Below are 24,184 nucleotides of genomic sequence, written 5' to 3'. Positions count from 1 at the left end.
TAATAGAAATATAAAATTTATTTCTGCTGCTCCAAAAATGCCAGTAATGAGGCCATTTCCTCATAACTAAGGGCATTGGCCAATCCAACGGGCATCATGGAATTTTCCAGTTCCTTTCTTTCGGAAATATCCGATTTCTTTATCTCCGTAGCCAATCCGGCGATATTCCGTATGGTAAGTGCAGAGGCGGATTCACTGGTAACAAAGCCTATATAATTCTTTTCCCCTTTTGTACGGATCTGTACGGTAGAAAATCCTTGTGAAATAGAGGCATTGGGTTTCAATATGGATTCCGCGATCTGCTCCCTGTTCATAATGGAACCGATTTGTCCCATAAACGGCCCTTTCATCGGTTCGCTACTTTTTAAGCTATGGCAGGTATTGCAAGCCTGTGCCTTATATATTTTACTGCCCAGTTCGGCATTTCCCTTAATTTGTTTGATCGCTATCATCACATCTTCTATAGAAGCTTTTCCTATTTGTCCCTTTTTGTTTTTGATGTTATCCAAATCAACAATGGGCAGGTCTTCCTTAGGTTCGGAAGGTTCTATAATTCCGAACTCATCAATTTCCAATCGGTATTTTGTGTTCAGTGCCGCATAAAAATCCTTGTCGTTTTCGGATTCCTTTTTCCATTCATTGGTCAGGAACGTTTTAATTTTTTTGGTAGATTCCCAAGGCCTTGTCTTATAATAAGGTCCATGGGTATCCGGTCTTGTGCTCCACCACCAGGATGCATCGTATGGAGCTTCTTTGTGGTAGATACGGGCCAAAGTGTTTGTTATTTTATCTTTAAAAGTATCCTCGGTCGTATTTTTATATGCAGTTATCAATCCATCCACTACCTGTGGATTGTGCATATATCTAAGTGCCCAAAGTGCCAGTTCCTTACGGTCAGAATCCAATGCCGCTATACAGATTTCCATAGCGTTCATTTCCACTAGGGCCTTTACGGCCAGATGAGGAAGCAAAATATCCGAATTAGGTTTGGCATGTGGTCCTTCGGTACCCATGGCCGGGGCAACAAAGGAATCGGGCACGGTTACGTTTAACAACACATCCGCCGCTTCTATTTTTCCCAGTCGGCCCAATCCTACTATTGCCGCCGCCTTTGTGCGGTCCGATCCCAATTTTAAGGCCTTTAAAAATGGTGCTAAAGGTATTTTATCCGTGTTCACCTTTCTATCGGCCAGGGCCCTCAGGGCAAATTCCTGGATATCCATATCTTCCGTCAATGCTATCAATTGATCGATTCCTTTATCGTTCATTAATTGGGCATAGGTAAAAACACCGGCTACCCGTACTTCCAATGGCAATGTTTTGTCTTTCGCTATCTCTAGGGCGGCATCACTTCCTTTTCCCCTTCGCAGCAATTCATACTGGGCACTTAATCGTGTTTTTGCGTTGTTTGATTTTAAAAGCTCGGCCACACTTTTTGTCAAGAAAAAATCTTCAACATCCGGAAAAACCTCGTACTCCAGATTATTTGGGATTACCCGGACTACATAACCCTTATCCGGACTTCCGGAATATCCCGCACCATCCCATGCGGAAAGGTACATGGCCCCTGCGGCATCAATGTCCACATCGGTAATTTGGGGGAGTTTGATAAATTGCTCTTCATCTTGCCTAAAACTGGCTTTATCCTGTGCCAGTCTGTGCATATATAAATAGCTCCTGCCCCAATCGGCCATCATAGGGACATTATTGTAATTCTCGGGCCAACGGTCGTCGTTCAAAAAAAGTGCCCCGGTCCCTGAACCTCCGCCTACATCAACAAGAGCAGGAATTATTTCTTCGGTAAAATGTTTGAAAAGAACGGGGTATCCATATTCCCCACTTTGTATCTGATGAATAAATCTTATGTTCCATCCACCCCCATCATTGGTATTACCTCGGGTGAATATATTCATGTAGGGATCTATGGCCACATCATAAATATTTCTAAGGCCATGGGTATAGACTTCCATTTCCGTTCCGTCTGGACGTACGCGTACAATACCCCCGCCCAACATGGTCAATTGTGTACCATCGCGATCCGTCGCATTATGAAATCCAAAGTCGCCAACAGCAATATAGATCCAACCGTCTATTCCCATTTGGATTCCGTTCGTAGCATGATCGGTGCCTCTTTCCCGTAAATACTTTGGATTACTTATATTTTTGATCAATACTTTTGAAGGACCGTCCGCAATACCATCTTTATCCACATCTTTAAAGACTACCAAATCCATATTTACCGCTTTCTGGGTTTCTTCGGAAAAAGTGGTATGCAATACGAATACTTCATCACCAATGGCCAAAATACCCCTCGGGTTATTTACTTGGGCAAATTCGGTATATGAATCCAGGATACCATCGTGATCACAATCTACCAAGCGCTTAATATGTCCCTTGTTCATATCCTTGCCCAATGACCCCATCATGTCCACGCCCACAAATACTTCTCCAGTAGAGGCAACGGCCATACATGCAGGGCTTGGGGTCAGTTCTGGGCTAGAAAATGTAGTAATATTTAAATCTTTCGGCCAATTTAATACACTGGCCAAAGAATCCGTTTTTGGATAGTCTATAACTTTTACATTTGAAGCACAGGATGTCTGCTTCTTATTGCAACTAAATAAAATTGTACAAAAAAAGAGTGAAAAACCGATTCTTTTTAGCATGATGGAAAATATTGGATTTATTTCAAAAAAAGCCGGAAGTTACTAATAAATCATCATAATTTTTGAAATATGGATGCAGTTAACCCTAAATTTTATCAAATTTTTAGCATATTATAAATAACTGTTCCCGATTGGAAAATTTATGGATCGTGTTTGAGCGTTGTATTATTCGAATCTTAAATACTTGACTGAATTGCAAACCGTTTAATTTTTATTTAGATTTAGCACCAAACAAATTTATCATGAACCGTATTTTGACCTTAAGACCTTATTTGGTTATTATTTCGCTATTATTCATTGCCTTTATGGCAATAACAAATTGTAAACCCCAGGAGAAGGAACCGGAAAAGGAAGAATGGATAACATTGTTCGATGGTTCCGATATGGGTGACTGGACACCGAAATTTGCCGGATACGGGTTAGGCGAAAATTACAAGAACAGATTTGTGCTAAAAGACAGCCTGCTTAGCGTTAGATATGCTGAAAAAGATACCTTTAACGGTAATTTTGGACACCTGTATTACAAGCATAAATATTCCCATTACAAACTAAGGGCTACATACCGTTTTGTGGGCGATCAACAATCTGGCGGGCCTGGGTGGGCCGTTCGGAACAATGGTTTAATGCTCCATTGTCAAGACCCTTCTTCTTTAGGGCTTGACCAAGATTTTCCTATTTCATTGGAATTGCAATTATTGGGAGGCAATGGCACCAACAATCGTACAAATGCAAATTTGTGTACACCGGGCACAAATGTAGTTCTTAACGATTCGCTTTTTACACCACATTGCGTTGGTTCTTCCTCGGACACCTATCATGGGGACCAATGGGTAGAGGTTGAGGCTTTGGTGCTTGGGGACTCTCTAATTCAACACATTTTAGAGGATAAGGTTGTCATGGAATATAGAAAACCGACCATTGGGGGAGGTTCCATAAGCGGTTACTCGGAAAAAGCATATCAAGAAGGAACGCCCTTGAAGGAAGGTTATATCTCCATTCAGGCAGAAACCCATCCTATAGATTTCAAGTCCATTGAATTGTTGGATCTATGTGGTTGTATGGACAAGAAGGCCAAGAATTACAAATCTTATTATGTAAAAGCGGATAATACCACCTGTGTGTATTGAGTTGGATGGGAATTATTATCAAAAGAAAAGGATTTCTTAAAGAATGAATGTAAGTCCTGATTTTTGGAACTTTAATTTTCCCCTTCTTTTTGCTTTTTTGCCTTCTTTTCCATGGTAATAGCAGCTATCAGCTCATTGATGTCCATTTCTTTGAGTTCTTCATCCATGTAAAAAGGCAAAAGTTTATCATTCTGGTAATTGTAAAGCTTCCATCTTTTAAAAGAATATTCCAGGGCTGTAAGGTTTTCTACCCAATCGCCCGAGTTTAGATATAGGCATTTTCCTTTTTTTGTTTCTGCCAGTTCTTTTTTAGGTTGATGGATGTGACCGCAAACCACGTAATCAAAATGATTATCAATGGCCAATTCAATGGCAGTTTGTTCAAAGTCCGAAATATATTTGACCGCTCTTTCTGCACCGTCGTCCTTTATTTTTTGGGATAACGAATATCGTTCTTTGCCCATTTTTTGCAAATACCAATTCAACCATTGATTTATCAGAATAAGGAAATTATAGCCGTAACTTCCTAATTTGGCTACCCATTTGGCCCGATGTACGGAGATATCAAAAACATCACCATGAAAGAACCAGGCTCTTTTTCCGTCCAGTTCCATGATAAGTTTGTTTCGGACCTTAATATTTCCCATTGCGGTGTCCGCAAACTTGCGCATCATTTTATCATGGTTTCCCGTAATATAATAGACCTGTGTTCCTTTGGAGGCCATTGAAATTATCTTTTTGACAATGTTCAGGTGCGAAGGTGGAAAATAACTTTTGCTGAATTGCCATATATCGATAATATCGCCGTTTAGAATTAAAGTTTTGGGCTGTATGCTACTTAAATAGACAAGTAGTTCATCTGCATGGCACCTATAAGTACCTAAATGTATATCGGAAACAACGGCTATTTCAAGTTTTCGTTTTTTCAAAATAGGATTTTGTCACTAAATTAGACCAAATGGTATTTTTAGATACCTATCCCGTATCAATATTTTTTAAGTTTAGTGTTAAATTATCGTTACAAAATCAGCTCAAGGTTAACGGAATATTAAGGCGGGCGTAAATTTTTCTTTAAAGCATTTAAGATTTACCTTTGACGGAATTTGAAATAGCCCACAACTATATATTGAAAACATGGCGGGAAACAGTTTTGGAAACTTCTTTAGGGTAACAACATTTGGGGAATCACATGGTAAGGCTATTGGAGGGGTGATAGATGGTTGCCCTGCAGGAATAGCGTTGGATCTAGATGCAGTTCAAAAAGACCTTGATCGCAGAAAACCGGGGCAGTCCGCCATAGTGACCCAACGCAAGGAACCGGATGAGGTAGTGTTTTATTCGGGCTTGTTCGAAGAAAAGACCACGGGAACGCCTATTGGCTTTGCCATTCACAATACCAACCAGAAGTCCAAGGACTACGGGCATATAAAGGATTCTTACCGACCTTCACATGCCGATTATGTCTACGACCGGAAATACGGGTTTAGGGACTATCGTGGCGGTGGAAGGAGTTCGGCCAGGGAAACGGCAAGTAGGGTAGTGGCCGGTGCCATTGCAAAACAATTGTTGAAGGATGTTAAGATCAATGCGTTCGTTTCTCAGGTAGGGACACTAAAATTGGACAAAAGCTATCAGGAGCTGGATTTTTCCGAAATAGAAAAAAATCCGGTACGCTGCCCTGATCCCCAGATGGCCGCTAAAATGGAGGCGTATATTAAATCCGTTAAAAAAGAAGGGGATACCATAGGAGGTGTTATTACCTGCGTAGCCCAAAACGTTCCCGTTGGCCTTGGGGAACCTGTATTTGATAAGTTGCATGCGGAATTGGGAAAAGCCATGCTTTCCATTAATGCCGTAAAGGGTTTTGAATACGGTAGTGGTTTTGAAGGGGTTAAAATGAAGGGAAGCGTACACAATGACCCTTTCAATACCGACGGCTCCACCAAAACAAACCATAGCGGGGGCATACAGGGAGGTATTAGTAACGGGATGGATATTTATTTTAACGTGGCCTTTAAGCCCGTGGCTACCGTTATCCAGGGTTATGAGACCATAGATAAGGATGGGAATACTATAAAGACACAGGGCAAAGGGCGCCATGATCCATGTGTGGTGCCACGGGCAGTACCTATTGTAGAAGCAATGACCGCTTTGGTCTTGGCCGATTATTACTTGCTCGCACGGGGCAATAAACTTTGATCTTTTTCATTTAGGGCTTCTGCTTTCAATTTGGTATATTGACCCCAAAACAGATTAATATGCGCAAACTGGAACTTCATTGGAAAATTTTAATAGGAATGCTCTTGGGTATTCTTTTTGGTTTTGGGATGACCCAAGTGGATTGGGGAAAGGATTTTGTATTCGATTGGATACAACCTTTAGGGACCATTTTTGTAAAATTACTCAAGTTGATCGCCATTCCATTGATTCTCGCTTCTTTGGTCAAGGGGATTTCGGACCTTAAGGATATTTCAAAATTTAAGAATATCGGTTTGCGAACCATTGGGATTTATATGTGTACGACCGTAGTGGCCATTATACTTGGCCTTTTATTGGTAAACGTATTACAACCAGGGGATGGCATTTCTACGGAAACCATTACCAAACTGACCGATACTTATGCCTCCAACAGTGGCGTTACTTCCAAATTGGAAGAGGCCACCAGACAGAAAAGTGCGGGTCCGCTACAATTTTTGGAAGATATGGTACCGGATAACGCCGTTGCCGCAATGAGTAACAATAGATTAATGCTCCAGGTGATATTCTTTACCATATTTTTGGGCATATCAATGCTATTGATCGGGGAGAAAAGGGCAAAACCCTTAAAAGATTTTTTTGACTCCTTAAATGATGTTGTCCTGAAAATGGTGGATTTGATCATGTTGATCGCTCCCTATGCCGTTTTTGCACTTTTAGCCAATGTAGTGGTTTCCTCAGGCGATTCTGAACTGCTCTTGGCCTTATTGAAATATGCAGGGGTAGTCGTTTTAGGTTTAATGCTCATGATCGTGTTCTATGGGGTTTTAGTGACATTCTTCACCAAGAAAAACCCTTTTTGGTTTCTTAAGGAAATGAGTCCCGCACAGTTATTGGCCTTTTCTACAAGTTCCAGTGCGGCGACCTTGCCGGTTACCATGGAACGTGTGGAAGAGCATATTGGTGTGGATAAAGAGGTGTCCAGTTTTGTATTACCGGTGGGAGCTACCATAAATATGGATGGCACGAGCCTGTACCAGGGTGTGGCGGCCGTATTTATTGCACAGGCCCTGGCCTTTGATCTGCCCCTTTCCGCACAGTTGACCATTGTGTTAACGGCTTTATTGGCATCCATAGGCACTGCGGCCGTACCCGGTGCCGGAATGGTCATGTTGGTCATCGTATTGGAATCGGTAGGCTTTCCATCGGATAAGCTCGCTATTGGCCTGGCATTGATTTTTGCAGTGGACAGGCCCTTGGACATGTTCCGCACCGTGGTAAACATTACAGGTGATGCCGCGGTATCCATGATGGTGGCCAAATCTGTGGATAAACTGGGAAAACCGAACGTTAAAGAATGGGACGACCACTTGGATGAGGTCAAATAGAAAATAACAATTCCAGAAACTTCACAAATCAAAACTTGAATGGCCGTTCTTAAAAAAAATTACGGGTTAAAACGCAATACAAAACCGTCTGCACCGGAACCTGTGGACCTATTGTTTTGGTCAAGGAGCAATTGCCCGTCCAAAAAGGAAATTCCGGAAAATTCCTGTCCATCAATTTCCAAATAATGTTCGTTTTGAACCAGGAGTATGGCATAGTCATATGTTCCGGTAGGTAGGCCGTCATAAATGGCCGTTGTTGGATCGTTGGTATTGACAACCGTTAGCTTTGACGTTACGGATGCAAAAGTCCATGTAATGACACCGGAAGTATAATCATCATCTATTCCGGCGAATCCTCCGCTTATATTTTGTACTTGCCAGGTTCCGCTTAGGATATCGGCATCTTTTGTACCATCCGTATCGGTACAACCTAACAAAGTCAAAACAAAAAGTAGGACAAATGCGGTAGCTTTCATCATAATAACATTGGATTAGTTGTTAGTAAGATGCCAATTCTTCAAATAGGTTGCTTTTCAGGGACATATCGGTCCTAAACCGGAAGTCATTCCAAGAATTTGGCCTTCAATTCCATGGTCGGGACCATACAAACCTCTTTTTTGCCGTACCACTTGTATCGGTTCCTTGCTATAAAATCGTATATGATATTTCGTAAATTACTGGGAATCAATATTAAAATTTTAGAAATGGTTCGGCAGCCCTTTAAATAGGCGCCAATTTCCAAAGCGGCATCGGATTTCGTATAATAGGCTACTCCTGGGTCGATCAAAATGATGGAATCTACTTTTGTGATGTCGATACTGCGTTCGGATATTAATTTTTTACCCACCTCACTTTGTATGGCCGCAAAGCGGAATTCATCTTTTTCGTCCTTGTTGATCACAAATTGGACCGAACTGTTGCAAAGGTTGCAAACGCCGTCAAAAAGAATGATTTTTTTATTTTCCTCCACGGTATAAAGATACTATAGCGTACAATAATTACCTAGATTTATAGGGCATTTGAAAAACAGCTTGTCGATTTAATGATCCGGTGTGCCGACCGTTATTTTTTGGCTTCTACCAGTTCTAACTGATCTATGCTAACATTGGTAGTGAAAACGCCATAATTTACAATGGCCTTGTTTTTTTCCAGTACATCTATGCTGCCAACGGATTTGCCGTCCTGCATACGCACGCGATCGCCCACTTTAAAAACGGGCCTTGGTTTGTTTTTTTCCTTGATAATGGCCTTTTTCTTTTCGATTTTCTTTTTCTCCCGAATAACCTTGACCTCTTTTTGGACTTCCTGTGCTATTTGTGTCTTTTTGGCACGTTCCGTTTTCGCTTGTTGGGCGGTTTTCTTTTTGCGCTTGCTGTTTTCGGTCTCTACAATGCGCAGGAGTTCGGAGACCAGTATTCTTTTCTTTTTGTCCTGAAAGTATTTGTCCGCTGCGGTATTGACCTTATTTCCCAATTGGATCATACGTTGGTCGTGATCGTACAATTCCTGATAATTTTCCAATTTGGACTTTATCTTGGCGTTCAGTTTTTCTAAACGAACGGCTTCTTCCCGCGCCTTAGCCTCTTCCTCTTGCAACCGGGAACCGGTTTGGGACATTTTACTGCGTTCTTTCTGCAGTTTTGCGATCGTAGCATCAAAACGGACCTTGCTGCGGTCTATTTTTTTCTTGGCCTTGTTGATTAGCGAATAGGGGATACCGTTTTTTTGTGCCACCTCAAATGTAAAGGAGCTGCCCGCCTGCCCCAAGACCAATTGAAAGGTAGGTTCGAGTGTTTTTCCATCAAAAAGCATATTGGCATTGGTGGCATGGGGCAGTTCATTGGCCAAAGCCTTTAAATTGGCATAATGGGTGGTAATGACCCCATAGGAACCCCGTTCATAAAAGACCTCTAAAAAAGTCTCCGCCAGGGCCCCGCCCAATTCCGGATCGCTACCGGTACCGAATTCATCTATCAAGAATAAGGTCCTATGATTGCAACGTTTTAAGAATTGATTCATGTTTTTGAGCCGATAACTATACGTACTTAAATGATTTTCAATGGATTGATTGTCTCCAATATCCGTTAATATCTTATCAAAAAAACAAACTTTACTACGTTCGTGGACCGGAATCAACATACCGCTCTGTAGCATCACCTGTAGTAATCCAATAGTTTTTAAAGTGATGCTTTTTCCACCGGCATTGGGACCCGAAATCACAATGATCCGGTTTTTGCTATGCAATTCAATGGTCTGTGGAAACGTCTTCTCGTTCTTGCGTTTATTGCCCAAATATAAAAGTGGATGATAAGCATCCCGTAGATATAAGCGATTATCCGTATTCAATTCGGGCAGGATAGCGTTGATATCCTGTGCGTATTTAGCTTTTGCGGCCGTTACATCTATCTGGCTCAAAAAATCCTGATAATCGCTTAAAAGTGCTCTAAATGGTCTAATATGATCCGTCAATCGATTCAAGATCCGTTGTATCTCTTCCTTTTCCTCAAATTCGAGATTGTTCAGTTCCCGGCTGTATTTTAACGCAGCCTCGGGTTCTATGTAGACAATGCTACCTGTCTTTGAAGTACCCATAACACTGCCCCTGACCTTTTTACGGTACATGGCCTTAACGGCAAGTACCCTGCGATTCTCTACAACGGACTCCCGGATTTCGTCCAAATAGTCGGAAGATTGGTACAGGGCCAATGCCGTACCAAAACTATGGCTGATCTTACCCCGCACCTGGTTTATTTGCCCGCGAATATGATATAAGTCTTCGGAAGCATCGTCCTTTATTTCACCAAAACGATCTATTACATTATTGATCGATACCGGTATTTCCGTATTGGGTTCCAACTGGGAAGAAAATGCATGGAGCAACGGAAAATATTCCTTGAATTTTTTAAAGAACTTTTGATGGGTGGATACGGTCTTGCAAATGCCGGAAATACGTCTAAATCCCAACAGTTCCAATGTGGTGTTCTCTATTTTGAGCAATTTTAGATCTTCATTGATACTATCAAAACCGTGGTTTGGTACACGATTATCGCTTTCCAGTGAAGAAAGGTATTCCGCCGTTTTCCCTAAGGCCTCCCTGATTTGGGTTTCGTCTTGAAACGGGACGATATCCAAAGCGGCTTCTTTGCCCAAGGTCGTATTGCAACGTATGGATACCTGTTGTAAAACGATAGGGAATTCTAAATCTTGAAGGGTCTTGGAATGGATGTTCGCCACTTTTCTGGTTTCTGTCCCGTTGGTAACCGGGACGGCAAAGTTAAGGATTGGGGGTGAAATACGGAATTTGAATGCTTTATCGTCCTTAATATTCCCAGCGGCACTATCTTAAAGTTATTTATCCGAAACCCTGAATTCCAAAATATCGTCGATTACCGAACTTGTTGCACGTACTCTATAGCCATTATGTGTAGTTTCCAATATCTCAACATTAATTTCCTGTCCAATTAGCCCGCTTACATCTTCCGGATAATTCAATATGGTTTCATAGGTCATTATATATTCACATTCGGAAATCCATTCTAGAGAAGAATGGACTTCGAGTTTGGTAATGGGATTGATCTCAATTTGGATCGAGTCGTTCCTAATTATTAACTCCGGTCTATTTTCTAGAACATAATTGAATCTACCGACTTTATAATCCGAACATTTTTTTTCTTTCGAACAACTTGTAAAATAAAGTAGAGGTATGATGAAATAGATGGCGGTTTTTAGGTGATTTTTATTCACAGATCTATCTTAGATAGCTTGAAGATAATAAATTTGAACACCTAATAAATGCTACTCGTAATTTTCTTTATATACTTGTTGTGTGCAAGCTGAATAAAATGAAGTATTTAAAAAAAACTTACGGAATTGTAATATTGGTTTTGGTTGTTAGCTGTCAAATTTTTGACAAAAGTGAAAACCGACTCATCAAAGAATATTACAATCCAAAATCGAATATGAAAGTAATAGTATTCGAAAAAATTGGGAATGCAACAGTGAATAATTCGATTCAAGCTTCAATACACGGATATGATTATGAATTGAAAAATGAAGATATTGGAAATGTATTTGTGGCAGACAAAATTGAGGAAATAAGCCAAAGTGTTGACAGTATCTTAATGGTGAATTGGATTGAAAATGAAACTGTTGAATTTATACACCCAAAAAATATTTGGACTTTTAAAACAGAAAAACGATTTGAGAATAATGTTGGAAAAGTACGAATTGAATATAAATCGAATGAATAAAACCAGCACACAATAACATGTAAACCCCATTAAAAAGAGGTTTACACAAAACGTTGTGTGTAATACTGACCCGTCCTGAAAAATTTAATTTAAAAATTACCAAATGAAAAAATATCTAGTATTAATGTTAAGTCTAGTCTTTTTTTCTAGTTGTAAAAAAACTGACAAAGAAATTTTGAATGAAACCATTTTGAAAATGACTTCTTTAAACAATATAGAATATGATGTAATCAGCGAATATGTTAATAAATCATATAATCAAAATAGAAAAGATAGCGCCACTTGCTATTTTGACTTTTCCAGTAAAGACACTTTGATTGGTACTAAATATCATTTTACTTCAAACCACGGGGAACAAGTCTTTAATGGTCAACAAGAATTTAGTAGTCAAAATAAAGATAAGCTTGTATTATACAATGAGAAACCCTTAAAAAGGCAAGTGGTCAGTTCAATTTTTATGCAAAATTCATTTTTTGTGCTCCGCAATTTGCTTCCTAAAATTGTCAAAGATTCCACTATTAGTATTTCTCATTCACAAGATACTATACTTCTTGGTAAAGACTGCTATAAATTTGATATCTCAATGAAAGGTAAGTTTATTGGGTTAGGTGGCGAACTTACAACCATACAAGAAAAGGTAACCACTTCAATAAATTATGTTTTATTTATATCTAAAGAAAACCATCTTCCTGTACGATTTGGAAATATTCAGCAAAAAAATCAAGGTTATAATTATTCAACATTTTCAAATTATACAGTTTCAAATACCAAAAATGACTCAATTTGGAATTATTCCAGATTTCCAAAAGGCTATTTGAGGTCTACTTACAATGATTATTTCGAAGGGTTAAAGAAAAAAAATAAAAACTGGATTGGTACGATGGCTCCGGACTGGGAGTTATCTGACTTGGGTGGTAAAACAGTAAAACTTTCCAATATAGATAAAAGTCTAATTTTACTTGAGTTTTGGTTCCCTTACTGTGGGGGCTGTGTGCAGGCAACTCCGATTTTAAACGAAATACAAAAGAAATATAAAAACAAAGGGCTATCCATTTATGGAATTGAGTTTACAAATACACCTTCTAATGCTTTGATTGAATATTCAGAAAAGCAAAAAGTCGAAATTTCTACTTTGTATAATGGTAAAAATGTATCAAAAGATTATGGAGTTTACGCTGCTCCGACATTCTTTTTAATTGACAAAAAAGGGGAAATAATTTATACAAGTGTCGGACTTAATAAAGATAAACTGATTGAACAAATTGAAAATAATATATAATACAAAAATACTACACACACTCAACAATTACTTATAGCAGATACCGCCACAATGCCTTAGTTTTAAGCAGTTAAACAATGATTGTAGAATAATTAATGCCCCAAGGCAATATTGCCTTGGGGGCATTACCCAGGTGCATCTATGGTTTCCCGTTTGATTATTTCCAGTTGGTTTCACATTTCCGTAAATTCTCTTTAAGGTTTACCTTCCAGTCCGTCTTTATGCTTTCGCTATCAAAAAGATAGAGTTTCTTATCAATAATCTCAAAAGCATAGGGGTCGGAATTTGCCGTAAACCCTTTACTAATGGCAAAAGCGCAGTAACCGCCATATTGCGGGGCATATTTTTCAGGATTTTCAACGAACATCTTTTTGTTTTTGGCCGTGAAAAAATACCAATCTGCATTTTTCCAATGATGGGAATGCGCCTCTTTGCCCAATAATGCCTTGTTTTCCGTAAAATAGGCAACGGCATCGTATCCGTTGATGGCCTTGGTCGATAACATGGATCGGTTTACCATTTTATGTCCCCAGGGCAAAGGGGATATACGTTTTACCTTTGCAAAGATGAATACCAATGCCACAACTGCCACAAATGCTGCTAGTATAATTTTAGTGCTTTTTTTCATGATCATCTATTTTGCCAAACTTTGTCCGCTTTTTCAATACTATTGGGAAGGATTTTGAACAGGAACTTTGCGACGGGATTTAAAAATGAAAAAGTCCGTCCATTTTTTGTCAAGGTGTATTTTTCTTTGGTAACCGGGGGTGTTTTGCCTAAACTCAGGGCAAATGCGCACTTTCCATCGTATTCTAATTGTGGGTTTTTTTCCATGGTGTCGTTTTTTAGTTGATTCCGTCCATTTGTTTGATCGGTCGTATTTCAATGGTAGCTTCTTGGCTCTCGAACATGGGATTAGCTTTTGCAATGGTAATGGCCTCTTCCAGATTCTCGGCCAGAATGTGGAAATAACCTACAATAACCTCTTTAGACTCGTTAAAAGGGCCATCTTTAAAATTGCCTTTGTTGCCGTGGATGACCGCCCCGTCCATTTCCAAAGGTTGCGCGCCTTTTAATTTGCCGGATTCCATTAATCCACCGATATACCGACCTATTTTTTGAACATGGGCCTGTTGTTGTTCGGGTGAAAGCTCGGCCAAATGGTCACCCTTGGTCTTGATAAAAATCATAAATTCTTGCATGATTCGTTTGTTTGAATGTTTGTTGAAAATGTTTTATGCCCCATAGACAAATGGGGAGCGGTAAAAGGGACATGAAACTCGAAAAATAATCAACTATTTTTTGAGATTTCTTCTATTTTACTGTTAATTAATGCTTTATGTGCTTTTTCCAAAGGAAGTTCCAATGCTTTATTTAAAAGGTCAAGCGCAATTTTTGGTTCGTTATCTTGAAAATGAAGTGTTGCTTTTGTAATATAAAACGGTAGGTAAGCCTTAAAAACAGGATTGTTTTCTATGTTGTCCAACAATCGTAATGCTTCCTTTGGATTGGTCGTTTTGGAAAAAACAATGGCCCTGTTGAGTAGAATAATGGGGGATTTATCCACCTGAACGAGCATATCGTACAAAGACAATATACTTTTCCAATCCGTAGTTGCATAATTGGGTGCCGTGCAATGGTGGGCGGAGATGGTAGCGAGTATGTGATATATGGAAACTTCGTTTTGTTGTGTGGCAAATTCCAGATAATAAAGGCCCTTTTTTATTAAATCCCTATCCCATTTGGTCCTGTCCTGATGTTCAAGGTCCATGATATGATCGAACGCATTGACCCTTGATTTAAAACGTGATGCATTAAGAGTCATTAGGGCCAGTAAGGCATAAGTATTGGAAGATTTTATAATCGAGTTGGAAGCGATGATTTCAGCAAGTCGGATAGCTTCGCTACAGAGTTCAAAACGTATGAAAGTATCGCCAGAAGTGGCGTTATAACCCTCATTGAATAATAAGTAAATAGTTTCAAGAACGCTCGAGAGCCGTTGCTCCAATGCCTTTCCCGTGGGCACCTCAAAGGGAACGGTCGCGTCCTTAATCGTTTTTCTTGCACGTACTAATCTTTTATTGATATTTTCCTCATTGGTGAGAAATGCCCTTGCAATTTCCGGGATACTAAACCCACAAAGTGTTTTAAGCGTAAGGGCCACTTGTGAGTCGGATGAAATGGAGGGATGACAACAGGTAAATATCATGCGCAATTGATCGTCCGCAATTTCCTTTTCCGTGAATATATGCTTTAACGCTGGTTCTAATGTCCATTCCGACCGCAAATGATAGGCGACCTCGGATACGTATTCCTTTTTGTGTTTTTCCCTGTTCAGGACATTTAGCGCTTTGTGTTTCGCAACTTTGTAAATCCATCCGACAGGGTTGTCGGGTACTCCGGTATATGCCCATTTATGCAATGCTTCCAGCATGGCTTCCTGTACAACGTCTTCTGCCAATTCTATATGGGAAGTTCCAAAAGTTTTGGTCAATACGGCAACCAGTTTACCATATTCATGCCTAAACAGGTGTTCAATTTTATTGGATATATCGGTTTCATTTTCGGTCATAGATAAAGCTATAACAGTGAACGTATATGCTATATGGACTCGGGATAATTCTATGGAAATATAATAAAATTGAATTATTTAGTACAGGATACGACAATATAGAGTTTCCTACATCATGTCGATTTTTCATTTTGTAAGTATATACTGTTTGCAGCGTCTTAGTAGAAAAACAAATACAGATTAATTTAATTATGGAAAATCAAATTAAAAATGCACTTTTAGATTTAAAGGAATTATTAGGTAAAGGACAATTTATTGAAGCTATGGAAAAATATTTAGCCGATGATGTTGTGTTACAAGAGGCCAATAACGAACCAAAAGTGGGCAAGGAAGTTTGCTTACAGGCCGAAAAGGAACTTTTGGCCACAGTGACCGACTTTGGAGGGTATCAGATGAAAAACATAGCTATTAATGGTGACGTATCCTATTATGAGGCCGTGATGGATTTTACGACCAATGATGGCACAAAGCATCATTTTGAACAGGTGAACCGCACGCAATGGAAAGATGGCAAAATTATCAACGAACGCTATTTTCACGCATAGACCCTATAGTTTAAACAACTTTTCAATTCCGGTTTTCTGTATGAAAACCGGAATTTTTTATGGATACTGTTCGGATATTCCTTTTATAATACAGGCAAACCGAATAATCAATAATCCATACCTTTTTCATTAAATTTGACCCATCACTTTAAACGAACGGATTTCCATCTTTTGATGAAATGGGCTTGTAGCCCCTGTACGGAAACAACACTATGATATGGCGGTTACTATTCATGATAGCTGGAAAACCCAATTACAAACCGAGTTTGAACGGCCTTATTTTCAGGACCTGATCAAGTTTGTAAGACAAGAATACTCCCAACATACCTGCTACCCCAAAGGTTCGGATATCTTTGCCGCTTTTGACCATTGTCCATTCGATGAGACTAAAGTGGTCATTATCGGTCAAGACCCGTACCATGGCCCGGGGCAGGCCAACGGCCTTTGCTTTTCCGTAAAGGACGGGATTCCACACCCACCTTCGCTCATCAATATTTTTAAGGAAATAGAAACGGATTTGGGGCAACCCTATCCCAAAAGTGGTAATTTGGACCGTTGGGCCGGACAGGGAGTACTTTTGCTCAATGCCACATTGACCGTTAGGGCACACCGGGCCGGCAGCCATCAGGGAAAGGGCTGGGAAATCTTTACGGACGCCGTTATTCGGAAATTATCGGAAGAAAGGGAGCATTTGATATTTTTGCTATGGGGAGGATTTGCCAAAAAGAAAGCAGCATTGATAGATTCCAATAAGCATCACATCCTTACATCGGGGCATCCATCGCCCCTAAGTGCGAACCGCGGATACTGGTTCGGAAACCGTCATTTTTCAAAAAGCAATACAATTTTAACACGCTTGGACAATAAAAACATAGTTTGGTAAGTTCTCTACATAGGATTTTTTGTAATTCTAATAACGTAAATTCTGACCAAAACAAACGTAACTATTCTAAACTATGAAAAATTTAGACCATTTAAACTCTATTTTACTGGTAGATGACGATGAGGCCAGTAACTTTTTACACTCTATTTTCATCAATAGACTGGAACTCGACATTAACATTAATTCTGCACTCAACGGACAAGAAGCCTTGGATTTCATTTTGAATAAAGGAGTGGAAAAGCTGCAATTGCCGTGCATGATAATGCTGGATCTTAGAATGCCCGTAATGGACGGCTGGAAATTCATGGAGATGTACGAAGAGCGGGTACCTCTTGAATTAAAGGAACAAATTGATATCGTACTGGTCACTATTAGTGACAATGAGGAAGACAAGGAACGAGCCATTGCTAATCCGCATATTGTAGATTTTTCGCAGAAACCACTTTCTGACGAGACATTTAAAAAATTGATCAAAAAACATTTTTCCCGGGCTTTTGCCTAAAGAACATTAAAGATGGGCCAATATTTTATCTGCGGGCAATTTTGTAGTGATAAGTCCCAGTTCTAATAATGTTTCCTGTACTTTACGTAAGGTTACCGCAGTCATTTGCTGTTGGCTCCATTGCGTTAGGCCCAACCATTCTTGAATATCTTCGGGTTTTTGTCCATATCTGTTGGCCAAGGTCCGGTCAATGCTCGGAATGTGCTTAAACTCCATAGTATATCTGTTGATAACCCCCAGAATATTACGCAGTACCGCACTGTTTTCGCTTAAAAATGCATCGGTAGCCACGATCATAAAACAAGGCCATGGAGTAGGGCAATCGCCCAATCGCCTAAAAGTACCATTGTCTACCAGAGGCTTTGTGGTAAAATGTTCCCACATAAAATAATCGGCCTGTCCATTAGTGAGGCCATTGACCGCCCCATTAAGATCATTAATGATCTCAAAATCCAATGAACCGGTATTCCAACCTTCGCTTTGGGCATTTACATAGGCCATAAGATGGCTTCCGCTCCCATACCTGCTTATGGCTGCTTTCCCTGCCATTAGTTCCTGTACATCCGTAAAATTGCTATTGGCGGCAACATGAATGCCCCAGAGCAGGGGAGAACCGATATATTCCTGAACAATTTTGGATGAATTACCTTCCGTTATGCTTTTAATGATGCCTTCTGTGAGTATAATTGCCAAATCGGTTTCTTCATTGGCCAGCATTTTGCCCATTCTTCCGGTTCCTTCGGGAATATGGGTCCATTGAAGATCGATTCCGCATTCGGAGAATGCACCTTCCTCAATGGCCATATGCCAGGGAAGGTTAAAATGTTCCGGCACTCCTATAATTCTGATTTTTTTCAATGAGAGGTTAATTTTTGAAGGACAAAAGTAATGAGTTCGTCGATCGATTTGGAAGGATTTTTTGAAAATTCGCCCGTGGCCCTGTTCGCAAGGATACAGTTTAAAGATATCGCCTGGTGACCTAACAATCGGGATAGTGCGTATAGTCCCGAGGTCTCCATTTCCAAATTGGTAATTTGCTTGTTTTGATAGTTGAACCGCATTATTTTTTGCAGAAGGTCACTACCGTGTGGAGTTATACGTAAAGACCGTCCTTGAGGACCGTAAAAACCTGCACTCGTTGCAGTTACACCTAATCGTATATGATTATCCTTGAAAAAATTCCTTAATTCCGAACTGTATTTCACGATATAGGGCCGTGCCTTGTTCGGGTGCCATGCCGTTTGCGCAATAAAGGCATCTTCAAATTCTAAATACCGATCGTTCTGGTTTTTATACCAATGTAAAAGACCATCAAAACCGATAGCATATTCGCTTATCAGAAAAGAATCGACCGGAATTTCCGATTGGATGGCCCCCGAAGTCCCGATTCTTACAATTTTAAATCGTATATGATTTTTGTTGACCGATCGGGTACTAAAATCTATATTGGCAAGGGCGTCCAGTTCATTTAAAACAATATCAATATTGTCCGTACCGATTCCTGTAGAGATTACCGTTAAACGTTTTCCGTTTAAATAACCGGTATGGGTCAAAAACTCCCGTTTTCCTTTTTTAATTTCTACGGAATCAAAATATTTGGATACTTGCACAACACGATCCCTGTCACCTACGGTTATGATCGTAGTGGCAATGTCTTCTGGGCGTAAGTTGAGATGGTAAATACTGCCGTCCTCGTTTAAAATAAGCTCAGAGGGGCTTAAGGGCATGCTATAGTTTTAGTATTCTATCCGAATCGGTGTTGTAAAGAAAATTGTATTTTAAGGAACCGCCCAGGTAAACGTCATTGTTCCGCATATAGGAATAATAACTGGTCTTGCCTTCCAATATAGTTTTTCCTTTTCTGGTGAGTCGTACCGGATCAAAGCTGGTAAACAAGGGTTTTAGTCTTTTTATGGCCCTGTCATATTGGGTATCCCCAAAACCCAGATTTCCTTGATTTTTCAAAATAGCGTCCATAAGTCCGTTCCGATCCATTGGTTTTTTCTCCAAAGATTGCTTTAAAATATTGTTTTCCATATCGTTAAGACCATTGGCAATACTGGGAAAACGTTTTAAATGACTTTTTATGGCATCGCCCAAATAATCAAATTGAAAGTTATTGAAGTCGGATAGGTTTTCCAGACGCATGGGGTTGTCGCTACAGTATAATTGCCATACATAATCGGCATATTCAATATCGTCCTGTGTCAAAACCGTTCTATTTTCATAAAGCGTACGCAATTGTTCTTCGGAAACCTCATTAAGTCTATGCATTTTAGGAGACCCGTCCACATTTCTACTACAGACCAATGAAATCTCGGCATATTTTCGATTTGCCGACAGCCAACTGATGACGGCCAACATATTTATCTGGCAAAAAACATCATATTCAAACCAAAGTACAATTTGATCTTGTTGTTTGTGGTTACATAAGGAACGGTATTCCTTTAAGGTCTTTTCTATAAACCATGATTTGGAGACTTTGTAGTTCTTATGAAGAAAATCAAATCTGGTCTTCCAAAATGATTCACTGCCAACATTGGTAAGGGTCTTGCCTTCACAGAGCATCTCCCGCCATGTAATAACATCTCCTTTTAAATTCAGCTTTTGAAGACGGGCGGTAAAATTATCCCCATTGGTAATATGTAGGAGGGAACTCATTTTTGGTGTTGTTTTGGTTTTGACAGCTAAAAGTAATATTTAACATAAAAATACCAAAGATTTTAACAGAAAAAGACGCAACCCTGTATTTTAAGCCTCAAAACATCAATGTTTTAGCCCCCTACACGTTTTACGGCAAACCCTTTATCTTTTAAAATAGCCATGATTTTATCCCGATAATCCCCCTGAACGATGATTTTTCCATCTTTAAAACTGCCTCCTACGCTTAATTTGGTCTTAAGTTCTTTGGCCAGTTGTTTAAAATCGGAATCCGCTCCGGTATACCCCTCCAAAATAGTTATAGGTTTTCCCTTACGCTTTTCATATTTGCAGATAATGGGATCGTCCTGTAACCATATAGTGGGCTTCGTTTCCTTTTCGGGGGTTGCCTCGGGTACATGGTCCGGAAATAGGTTTTTTAATTGATCTTGTAAATCCATAATCCTTTAATATTTCTTAAAAACTTTATGTCCTTTCCTCCGATATCAATCCCAATTCGATCAAACGTTCATGTAGAAACATTCCTGCCGTAATATCCCCATACTGTTTTGGATGATCTTCATCAATACAATTTTCCAGACAATTTAAGGGCATTTCACTAATGGGATGCATAAAGAAAGGTACTGAATATCTTGAAGTCCCCCATAATTCCTTGGGCGGGTTGACCACCTGATGTATGGTAGACCTTAGTTTATTGTTGGTTAAGCGAGACAGCATATCGCCTACATTGATCATCAACTGATCGGGCCTGGCAATCGCATCGATCCATTCTCCGTTATGATTTTGCACTTGAAGCCCCTTACCATGGGCGCCCATTAACAGTGTTATTAAATTAATATCCCCATGGGCCGCCGCCCGTACGGCGTTTTCAGGTTCGGAAATAATAGGGGGATAGTGAATGGGGCGCAAAATAGAATTTCCGTTTTTAATGAATTCATCAAAATAGTCTTCCTTCAAATTCAAATGCAATGCCAGGGCCCTCAATACATATTTGGCCGTCTTTTCCAACATTTGATAGACTTCTTTGCCTATCTTATTGAATTCCGGTAGTTCTTTGACGATAACATTATCCGGATATTCATCGGATAATTTTGGATCGTCTTCAACATATTGGCCAAAATGCCAAAATTCCTTTAAATCTCCTTCTTTTCTGCCCTTAGCATGCTCTTTTCCAAAAGAGGTATATCCTCTTTGGCCTCCAATACCCATAATTTCATAGGTGTCTTTGATCTCTTGGGGGAGTTCAAAGAATTTTTTTATCGTCGTGTACAGGTCATTGACCAATCGGTCGGATAAAAAATGACCGCTCAAGGCCACAAAACCGACCTCCTCAAAGGCCTTGCCGATTTCTGTTGTAAATTTTTCCTTTCGTTGGTGATCGTCCGAAATAAAATCGGTCAGATCCACACTGGGTACCAAACTCATATTACTTTTCTATATCGGTAAAATTACAAATTATTGCACCGGCCATAGAACGTTAGGGTATTATTTGATAAATGCCTTTTTGTTACATTTAACCTTCGGTTTAAAATTTAAGTGTATAAATGGACTACAAAGAATGGGAGATCGATGATCAGGTGAAGCGATCGCTGTACAGGGCAATGTTGAAGCCCAGAATGATCGAGGAAAAAATGCTGATCCTTTTGAGGCAGGGAAAAATTTCCAAATGGTTTAGTGGAATAGGCCAGGAAGCCATTTCCGTAGGGGTTGCCAGTGCTTTGGAGAAAGAAGAGTATATACTGCCCATGCATCGCAATTTAGGTGTTTTTACTACCCGGAACATTCCCTTGTATCGATTATTCTCCCAATGGCAGGGAAAAGCCGATGGATTTACTCAAGGCAGGGACAGAAGTTTTCATTTTGGCACCCAGGAATATAAGGTTATAGGAATGATTTCCCATTTAGGGCCTCAATTGGGAGTAGCGGACGGAATCGCATTGGCCCATAGATTACGTAAAGAACAAAAGGTTACAGCGGTATTTACGGGTGAGGGGGGTACCAGTGAGGGCGATTTTCATGAAGCGCTCAACATAGCATCGGTCTGGGACCTTCCAGTCCTATTTTGTATCGAAAACAATGGTTACGGCCTTTCCACACCTGCCCAAGAACAGTATAGATGTAAAGATTTGGCGGATAAGGGAATCGGTTATGGCATAGAATCGCATATTGTGGACGGAAACAATGTTCTTGAGATCTATGCCAAGGTAAACGAACTCTCTATGCAAATGCGTAAAAATCCCCGACCTGTGCTGTTGGAATTTAAAACGTTTAGAATGCGAGGGCACGAAGAGGCCAGTGGTACCAAATATGTTCCCCGGGAATTAATGGACGCATGGGCCGCAAAAGACCCTTTGGATACTTACGCCCGGTTTTTAACGACTTCTGGGTTGATGACCGAGGCGGAAAAAAGTAAGATGCGAACCGAAATTGCCGAAGAAATCGACGGACACCTGCAAAAAGCATTTGATGCACCTTCAATATCATACAATAGAACAAAAGAATTAAACGAAGTGTATAAAGAATTTGATTATCAGGAAATTAAACATTCAATTCATAAAAAAAATATACGTTTTGTAGACGCAATTTCAGATAGTTTAAAGGAAGCTATGGAGCGCCATGATAATTTGGTAATCCTTGGACAGGATATTGCCGAATATGGAGGTGTTTTTAAAATTACCGAAGGTTTTGTGGACGTTTTCGGAAAAGAACGGGTCCGGAATACGCCCATTTGCGAGTCTGCGATAGTTTCGGCATCCATGGGACTATCCATTAATGGTATGAAGGCCGTTGTGGAAATGCAATTTGCCGATTTTGCCAGCAGTGGTTTTAATCCCATTGTAAATTATTTGGCCAAAAACCATTATCGCTGGGGCGAGAAGGCAGATGTGGTCATTCGTATGCCCTGTGGTGGCGGTGTTGCAGCCGGGCCTTTCCATTCCCAGACCAATGAGGCCTGGTTCACCAAAACCCCTGGCCTAAAGGTGGTTTATCCTGCCTTTCCATTTGACGCAAAGGGATTGTTGGCAACGGCCATCGAAGACCCTAATCCGATACTGTTTTTTGAGCATAAAGGATTATACCGCAGCGTGTACCAAGATGTGCCCGTTAATTATTATACCCTGCCTTTTGGAGAAGCATGTCTCTTAAAGGAAGGGGGGGACATTACGGTGGTAACCTATGGTGCCGGTGTACACTGGGCTTTGGAAACTTTGGAAAAACACACACAGATCAAGGTGGATTTGTTGGACTTAAGGACCTTACAACCATTGGACACCGAAAGTATTTATGCGTCGGTAAAAAAAACGGGGAAACTGATCATTCTTCAGGAAGATAGCCTATTTGGCGGAGTGGCCAGTGATATAGCCGCCCTGGTCATGGAAAATTGTTTTGAAAGTTTGGATGGCCCCATAAAACGGGTGGCCAGTTTGGAAACCCCGATTCCGTTCAACACCGACCTGGAACAAAACTACCTTCCCAAAAAGCGTTTTGAAACCGCCTTATTGGAATTGGCCGCTTATTAGGTTCTTATTCAGGATATTGCCGTTTATTTTGTATTGTAGTTCATCCAAAAACCGAACCAATCCGTATATAGCTACAAATCCAGAAACAATTACTTTATGAGAAAAACGATTACGCTCTTAGGAATTTTTGCAATGCTACTTTCATCTTGTTCTGTATCCAAAACGGCTAGGGGCCAAAGAAACCTTTTAAGTGGCTCATGGACATTGAACAACATATCCTTTGAAAACAATACCGGTAATTTTAAGGCCGTACTCTTTAATGATGTGGAGGATATATGTTTGGAAGGCAGTAATTGGTTTTTCCGTGATAACAATAGCACGGGAAGATATACTATTAAACCCTCCACACTTTGTGGCGGAGGGGATCGTTTTATACGATGGTCCGTAACGGAACGCGGGGAAAATTATCAAAGTCAGTTACAGTTCAAATTTATAGACGAAAAATTAAAGGATATTTCCGGAGGTTTGGGCTATCGGTTGAACATTCAGGATTTAACGGAGCAGGCAATGACGCTAAAGTCCAATGTATCCGTAGATGGAGAGCCGATAACCGTTATCTATGAATTCACAAAAAAATAAGCACCTAACTAATTA

25 protein-coding genes are annotated in these 24,184 nt (G+C 40.1%); 10 read left to right on the top strand and 15 right to left on the bottom strand.

Features of this window, described 5'->3' with window-relative positions; translation table 11 throughout:
* Nucleotides 1-17 precede the first annotated feature (17 nt).
* On the bottom strand, nt 18-2,666 hold the full coding sequence (locus ACKWB9_RS12775; protein ID WP_414003413.1) for a DUF7133 domain-containing protein: 2,649 nt from the start codon (nt 2,664-2,666) through the stop codon (nt 18-20).
* A 242-nt stretch (nt 2,667-2,908) separates the two neighbouring features.
* On the opposite strand from ACKWB9_RS12775, the gene ACKWB9_RS12770 reads away from it, so the two are divergent.
* Nucleotides 2,909-3,793 (top strand): 3-keto-disaccharide hydrolase, encoded by an 885-nt coding sequence (locus tag ACKWB9_RS12770; RefSeq protein ID WP_414003412.1) that lies wholly within the window; start codon nt 2,909-2,911, stop codon nt 3,791-3,793.
* A 71-nt stretch (nt 3,794-3,864) separates the two neighbouring features.
* Here the strand turns inward: ACKWB9_RS12770 and ACKWB9_RS12765 are convergent, their stop codons facing one another.
* Nucleotides 3,865-4,722 carry a UDP-2,3-diacylglucosamine diphosphatase gene (locus ACKWB9_RS12765; RefSeq protein ID WP_414003411.1) on the bottom strand — a complete coding sequence of 286 codons (858 nt, stop codon included), beginning with the start codon at nt 4,720-4,722 and terminating at the stop codon, nt 3,865-3,867.
* A gap of 205 nt (nt 4,723-4,927) precedes the next feature.
* Here ACKWB9_RS12765 and aroC point away from each other — a divergent pair, with 205 nt between their 5' ends.
* Both aroC and ACKWB9_RS12755 read left to right on the top strand, forming a co-directional pair.
* The gene (gene aroC / locus ACKWB9_RS12760; RefSeq protein WP_414003410.1) at nt 4,928-5,992 is read left to right on the top strand and encodes a chorismate synthase; all 1,065 of its coding nucleotides are present in this window, start codon (nt 4,928-4,930) and stop codon (nt 5,990-5,992) included.
* Nucleotides 5,993-6,051: 59 nt separating this feature from the next.
* Complete coding sequence (locus tag ACKWB9_RS12755) at nt 6,052-7,377, top strand: dicarboxylate/amino acid:cation symporter (RefSeq protein WP_414003409.1); 1,326 nt, start codon at nt 6,052-6,054, stop codon at nt 7,375-7,377.
* 59 nt (nt 7,378-7,436) lie between these two features.
* Here ACKWB9_RS12755 and ACKWB9_RS12750 read toward each other — a convergent pair whose 3' ends face one another.
* The 4 genes from ACKWB9_RS12750 to ACKWB9_RS12735 all read right to left on the bottom strand — a co-directional run bounded on the left by ACKWB9_RS12750 (nt 7,437) and on the right by ACKWB9_RS12735 (nt 11,121).
* Nucleotides 7,437-7,856: a hypothetical protein gene (locus ACKWB9_RS12750; RefSeq protein ID WP_414003408.1), complete on the bottom strand. Its 420-nt coding sequence runs from the start codon at nt 7,854-7,856 to the stop codon at nt 7,437-7,439.
* 83 nt (nt 7,857-7,939) lie between these two features.
* Nucleotides 7,940-8,347, bottom strand: coding sequence for a thiol-disulfide oxidoreductase DCC family protein (locus ACKWB9_RS12745; protein ID WP_414003407.1), 408 nt, complete (start codon nt 8,345-8,347; stop codon nt 7,940-7,942).
* Nucleotides 8,348-8,439: 92 nt separating this feature from the next.
* Nucleotides 8,440-10,611, bottom strand: a complete 2,172-nt coding sequence (locus ACKWB9_RS12740) for an endonuclease MutS2 (RefSeq protein ID WP_414003406.1) — start codon at nt 10,609-10,611, stop codon at nt 8,440-8,442.
* A gap of 114 nt (nt 10,612-10,725) precedes the next feature.
* The gene (locus ACKWB9_RS12735; RefSeq protein ID WP_414003405.1) at nt 10,726-11,121 is read right to left on the bottom strand and encodes a hypothetical protein; all 396 of its coding nucleotides are present in this window, start codon (nt 11,119-11,121) and stop codon (nt 10,726-10,728) included.
* 98 nt (nt 11,122-11,219) lie between these two features.
* Between ACKWB9_RS12735 and ACKWB9_RS12730 the strand changes: the two genes are divergently transcribed.
* Nucleotides 11,220-11,627 carry a hypothetical protein gene (locus ACKWB9_RS12730; RefSeq protein ID WP_414003404.1) on the top strand — a complete coding sequence of 136 codons (408 nt, stop codon included), beginning with the start codon at nt 11,220-11,222 and terminating at the stop codon, nt 11,625-11,627.
* A gap of 103 nt (nt 11,628-11,730) precedes the next feature.
* A complete protein-coding gene (locus tag ACKWB9_RS12725) occupies nt 11,731-12,906 on the top strand; it encodes a TlpA family protein disulfide reductase (protein WP_414003403.1) in 1,176 nt (391 codons plus the stop codon).
* A 157-nt stretch (nt 12,907-13,063) separates the two neighbouring features.
* On the opposite strand, the gene ACKWB9_RS12720 is transcribed toward ACKWB9_RS12725, so the two are convergent.
* The 4 genes from ACKWB9_RS12720 to ACKWB9_RS12705 all read right to left on the bottom strand — a co-directional run bounded on the left by ACKWB9_RS12720 (nt 13,064) and on the right by ACKWB9_RS12705 (nt 15,478).
* On the bottom strand, nt 13,064-13,534 hold the full coding sequence (locus tag ACKWB9_RS12720; protein ID WP_414003402.1) for a YHS domain-containing (seleno)protein: 471 nt from the start codon (nt 13,532-13,534) through the stop codon (nt 13,064-13,066).
* A gap of 2 nt (nt 13,535-13,536) precedes the next feature.
* On the bottom strand, nt 13,537-13,740 hold the full coding sequence (locus tag ACKWB9_RS12715) for a hypothetical protein (RefSeq protein ID WP_414003401.1): 204 nt from the start codon (nt 13,738-13,740) through the stop codon (nt 13,537-13,539).
* Between the two features lie 11 nt (nt 13,741-13,751).
* Complete coding sequence (locus tag ACKWB9_RS12710) at nt 13,752-14,108, bottom strand: YciI family protein (RefSeq protein ID WP_414003400.1); 357 nt, start codon at nt 14,106-14,108, stop codon at nt 13,752-13,754.
* An 89-nt stretch (nt 14,109-14,197) separates the two neighbouring features.
* Nucleotides 14,198-15,478 (bottom strand): RNA polymerase sigma factor, encoded by a 1,281-nt coding sequence (locus tag ACKWB9_RS12705; protein ID WP_414003399.1) that lies wholly within the window; start codon nt 15,476-15,478, stop codon nt 14,198-14,200.
* A 191-nt stretch (nt 15,479-15,669) separates the two neighbouring features.
* Between ACKWB9_RS12705 and ACKWB9_RS12700 the strand changes: the two genes are divergently transcribed.
* The 3 genes from ACKWB9_RS12700 to ACKWB9_RS12690 all read left to right on the top strand — a co-directional run bounded on the left by ACKWB9_RS12700 (nt 15,670) and on the right by ACKWB9_RS12690 (nt 17,408).
* Complete coding sequence (locus tag ACKWB9_RS12700) at nt 15,670-16,023, top strand: nuclear transport factor 2-like protein (protein WP_414003398.1); 354 nt, start codon at nt 15,670-15,672, stop codon at nt 16,021-16,023.
* A gap of 217 nt (nt 16,024-16,240) precedes the next feature.
* Nucleotides 16,241-16,906: a uracil-DNA glycosylase gene (gene ung, locus ACKWB9_RS12695; RefSeq protein WP_414003397.1), complete on the top strand. Its 666-nt coding sequence runs from the start codon at nt 16,241-16,243 to the stop codon at nt 16,904-16,906.
* Nucleotides 16,907-16,979: 73 nt separating this feature from the next.
* Entirely contained in the window at nt 16,980-17,408 is a 429-nt protein-coding gene (locus ACKWB9_RS12690; RefSeq protein ID WP_414003396.1) for a response regulator, read from the top strand.
* 6 nt (nt 17,409-17,414) lie between these two features.
* Here the strand turns inward: ACKWB9_RS12690 and ACKWB9_RS12685 are convergent, their stop codons facing one another.
* From ACKWB9_RS12685 to ACKWB9_RS12665, 5 genes are all read right to left on the bottom strand, one after another.
* Nucleotides 17,415-18,266 carry a substrate-binding domain-containing protein gene (locus tag ACKWB9_RS12685; protein WP_414003395.1) on the bottom strand — a complete coding sequence of 284 codons (852 nt, stop codon included), beginning with the start codon at nt 18,264-18,266 and terminating at the stop codon, nt 17,415-17,417.
* On the bottom strand, nt 18,263-19,135 hold the full coding sequence (locus ACKWB9_RS12680) for a nucleoside phosphorylase (protein WP_414003394.1): 873 nt from the start codon (nt 19,133-19,135) through the stop codon (nt 18,263-18,265). The genes ACKWB9_RS12685 and ACKWB9_RS12680 overlap by 4 nt, the downstream gene beginning before the upstream one ends.
* A gap of 1 nt (nt 19,136) precedes the next feature.
* Nucleotides 19,137-20,069, bottom strand: a complete 933-nt coding sequence (locus tag ACKWB9_RS12675; RefSeq protein WP_414003393.1) for a DUF1835 domain-containing protein — start codon at nt 20,067-20,069, stop codon at nt 19,137-19,139.
* Nucleotides 20,070-20,182: 113 nt separating this feature from the next.
* Entirely contained in the window at nt 20,183-20,509 is a 327-nt protein-coding gene (locus tag ACKWB9_RS12670) for a translation initiation factor (RefSeq protein WP_414003392.1), read from the bottom strand.
* A gap of 25 nt (nt 20,510-20,534) precedes the next feature.
* A complete protein-coding gene (locus ACKWB9_RS12665; protein WP_414003391.1) occupies nt 20,535-21,494 on the bottom strand; it encodes an isopenicillin N synthase family dioxygenase in 960 nt (319 codons plus the stop codon).
* 119 nt (nt 21,495-21,613) lie between these two features.
* Here ACKWB9_RS12665 and ACKWB9_RS12660 point away from each other — a divergent pair, with 119 nt between their 5' ends.
* Together ACKWB9_RS12660 and ACKWB9_RS12655 are read left to right on the top strand one after the other, a co-directional pair.
* Entirely contained in the window at nt 21,614-23,590 is a 1,977-nt protein-coding gene (locus ACKWB9_RS12660; RefSeq protein WP_414003390.1) for an alpha-ketoacid dehydrogenase subunit alpha/beta, read from the top strand.
* A gap of 96 nt (nt 23,591-23,686) precedes the next feature.
* On the top strand, nt 23,687-24,169 hold the full coding sequence (locus ACKWB9_RS12655; RefSeq protein ID WP_414003389.1) for a hypothetical protein: 483 nt from the start codon (nt 23,687-23,689) through the stop codon (nt 24,167-24,169).
* Nucleotides 24,170-24,184 lie beyond the last annotated feature (15 nt).

The organism is Maribacter spongiae (assembly GCF_047345125.1).
In the GTDB taxonomy this organism is placed as follows: domain Bacteria; phylum Bacteroidota; class Bacteroidia; order Flavobacteriales; family Flavobacteriaceae; genus Maribacter.
This window is presented reverse-complemented; position numbering and strand designations above follow the sequence as displayed.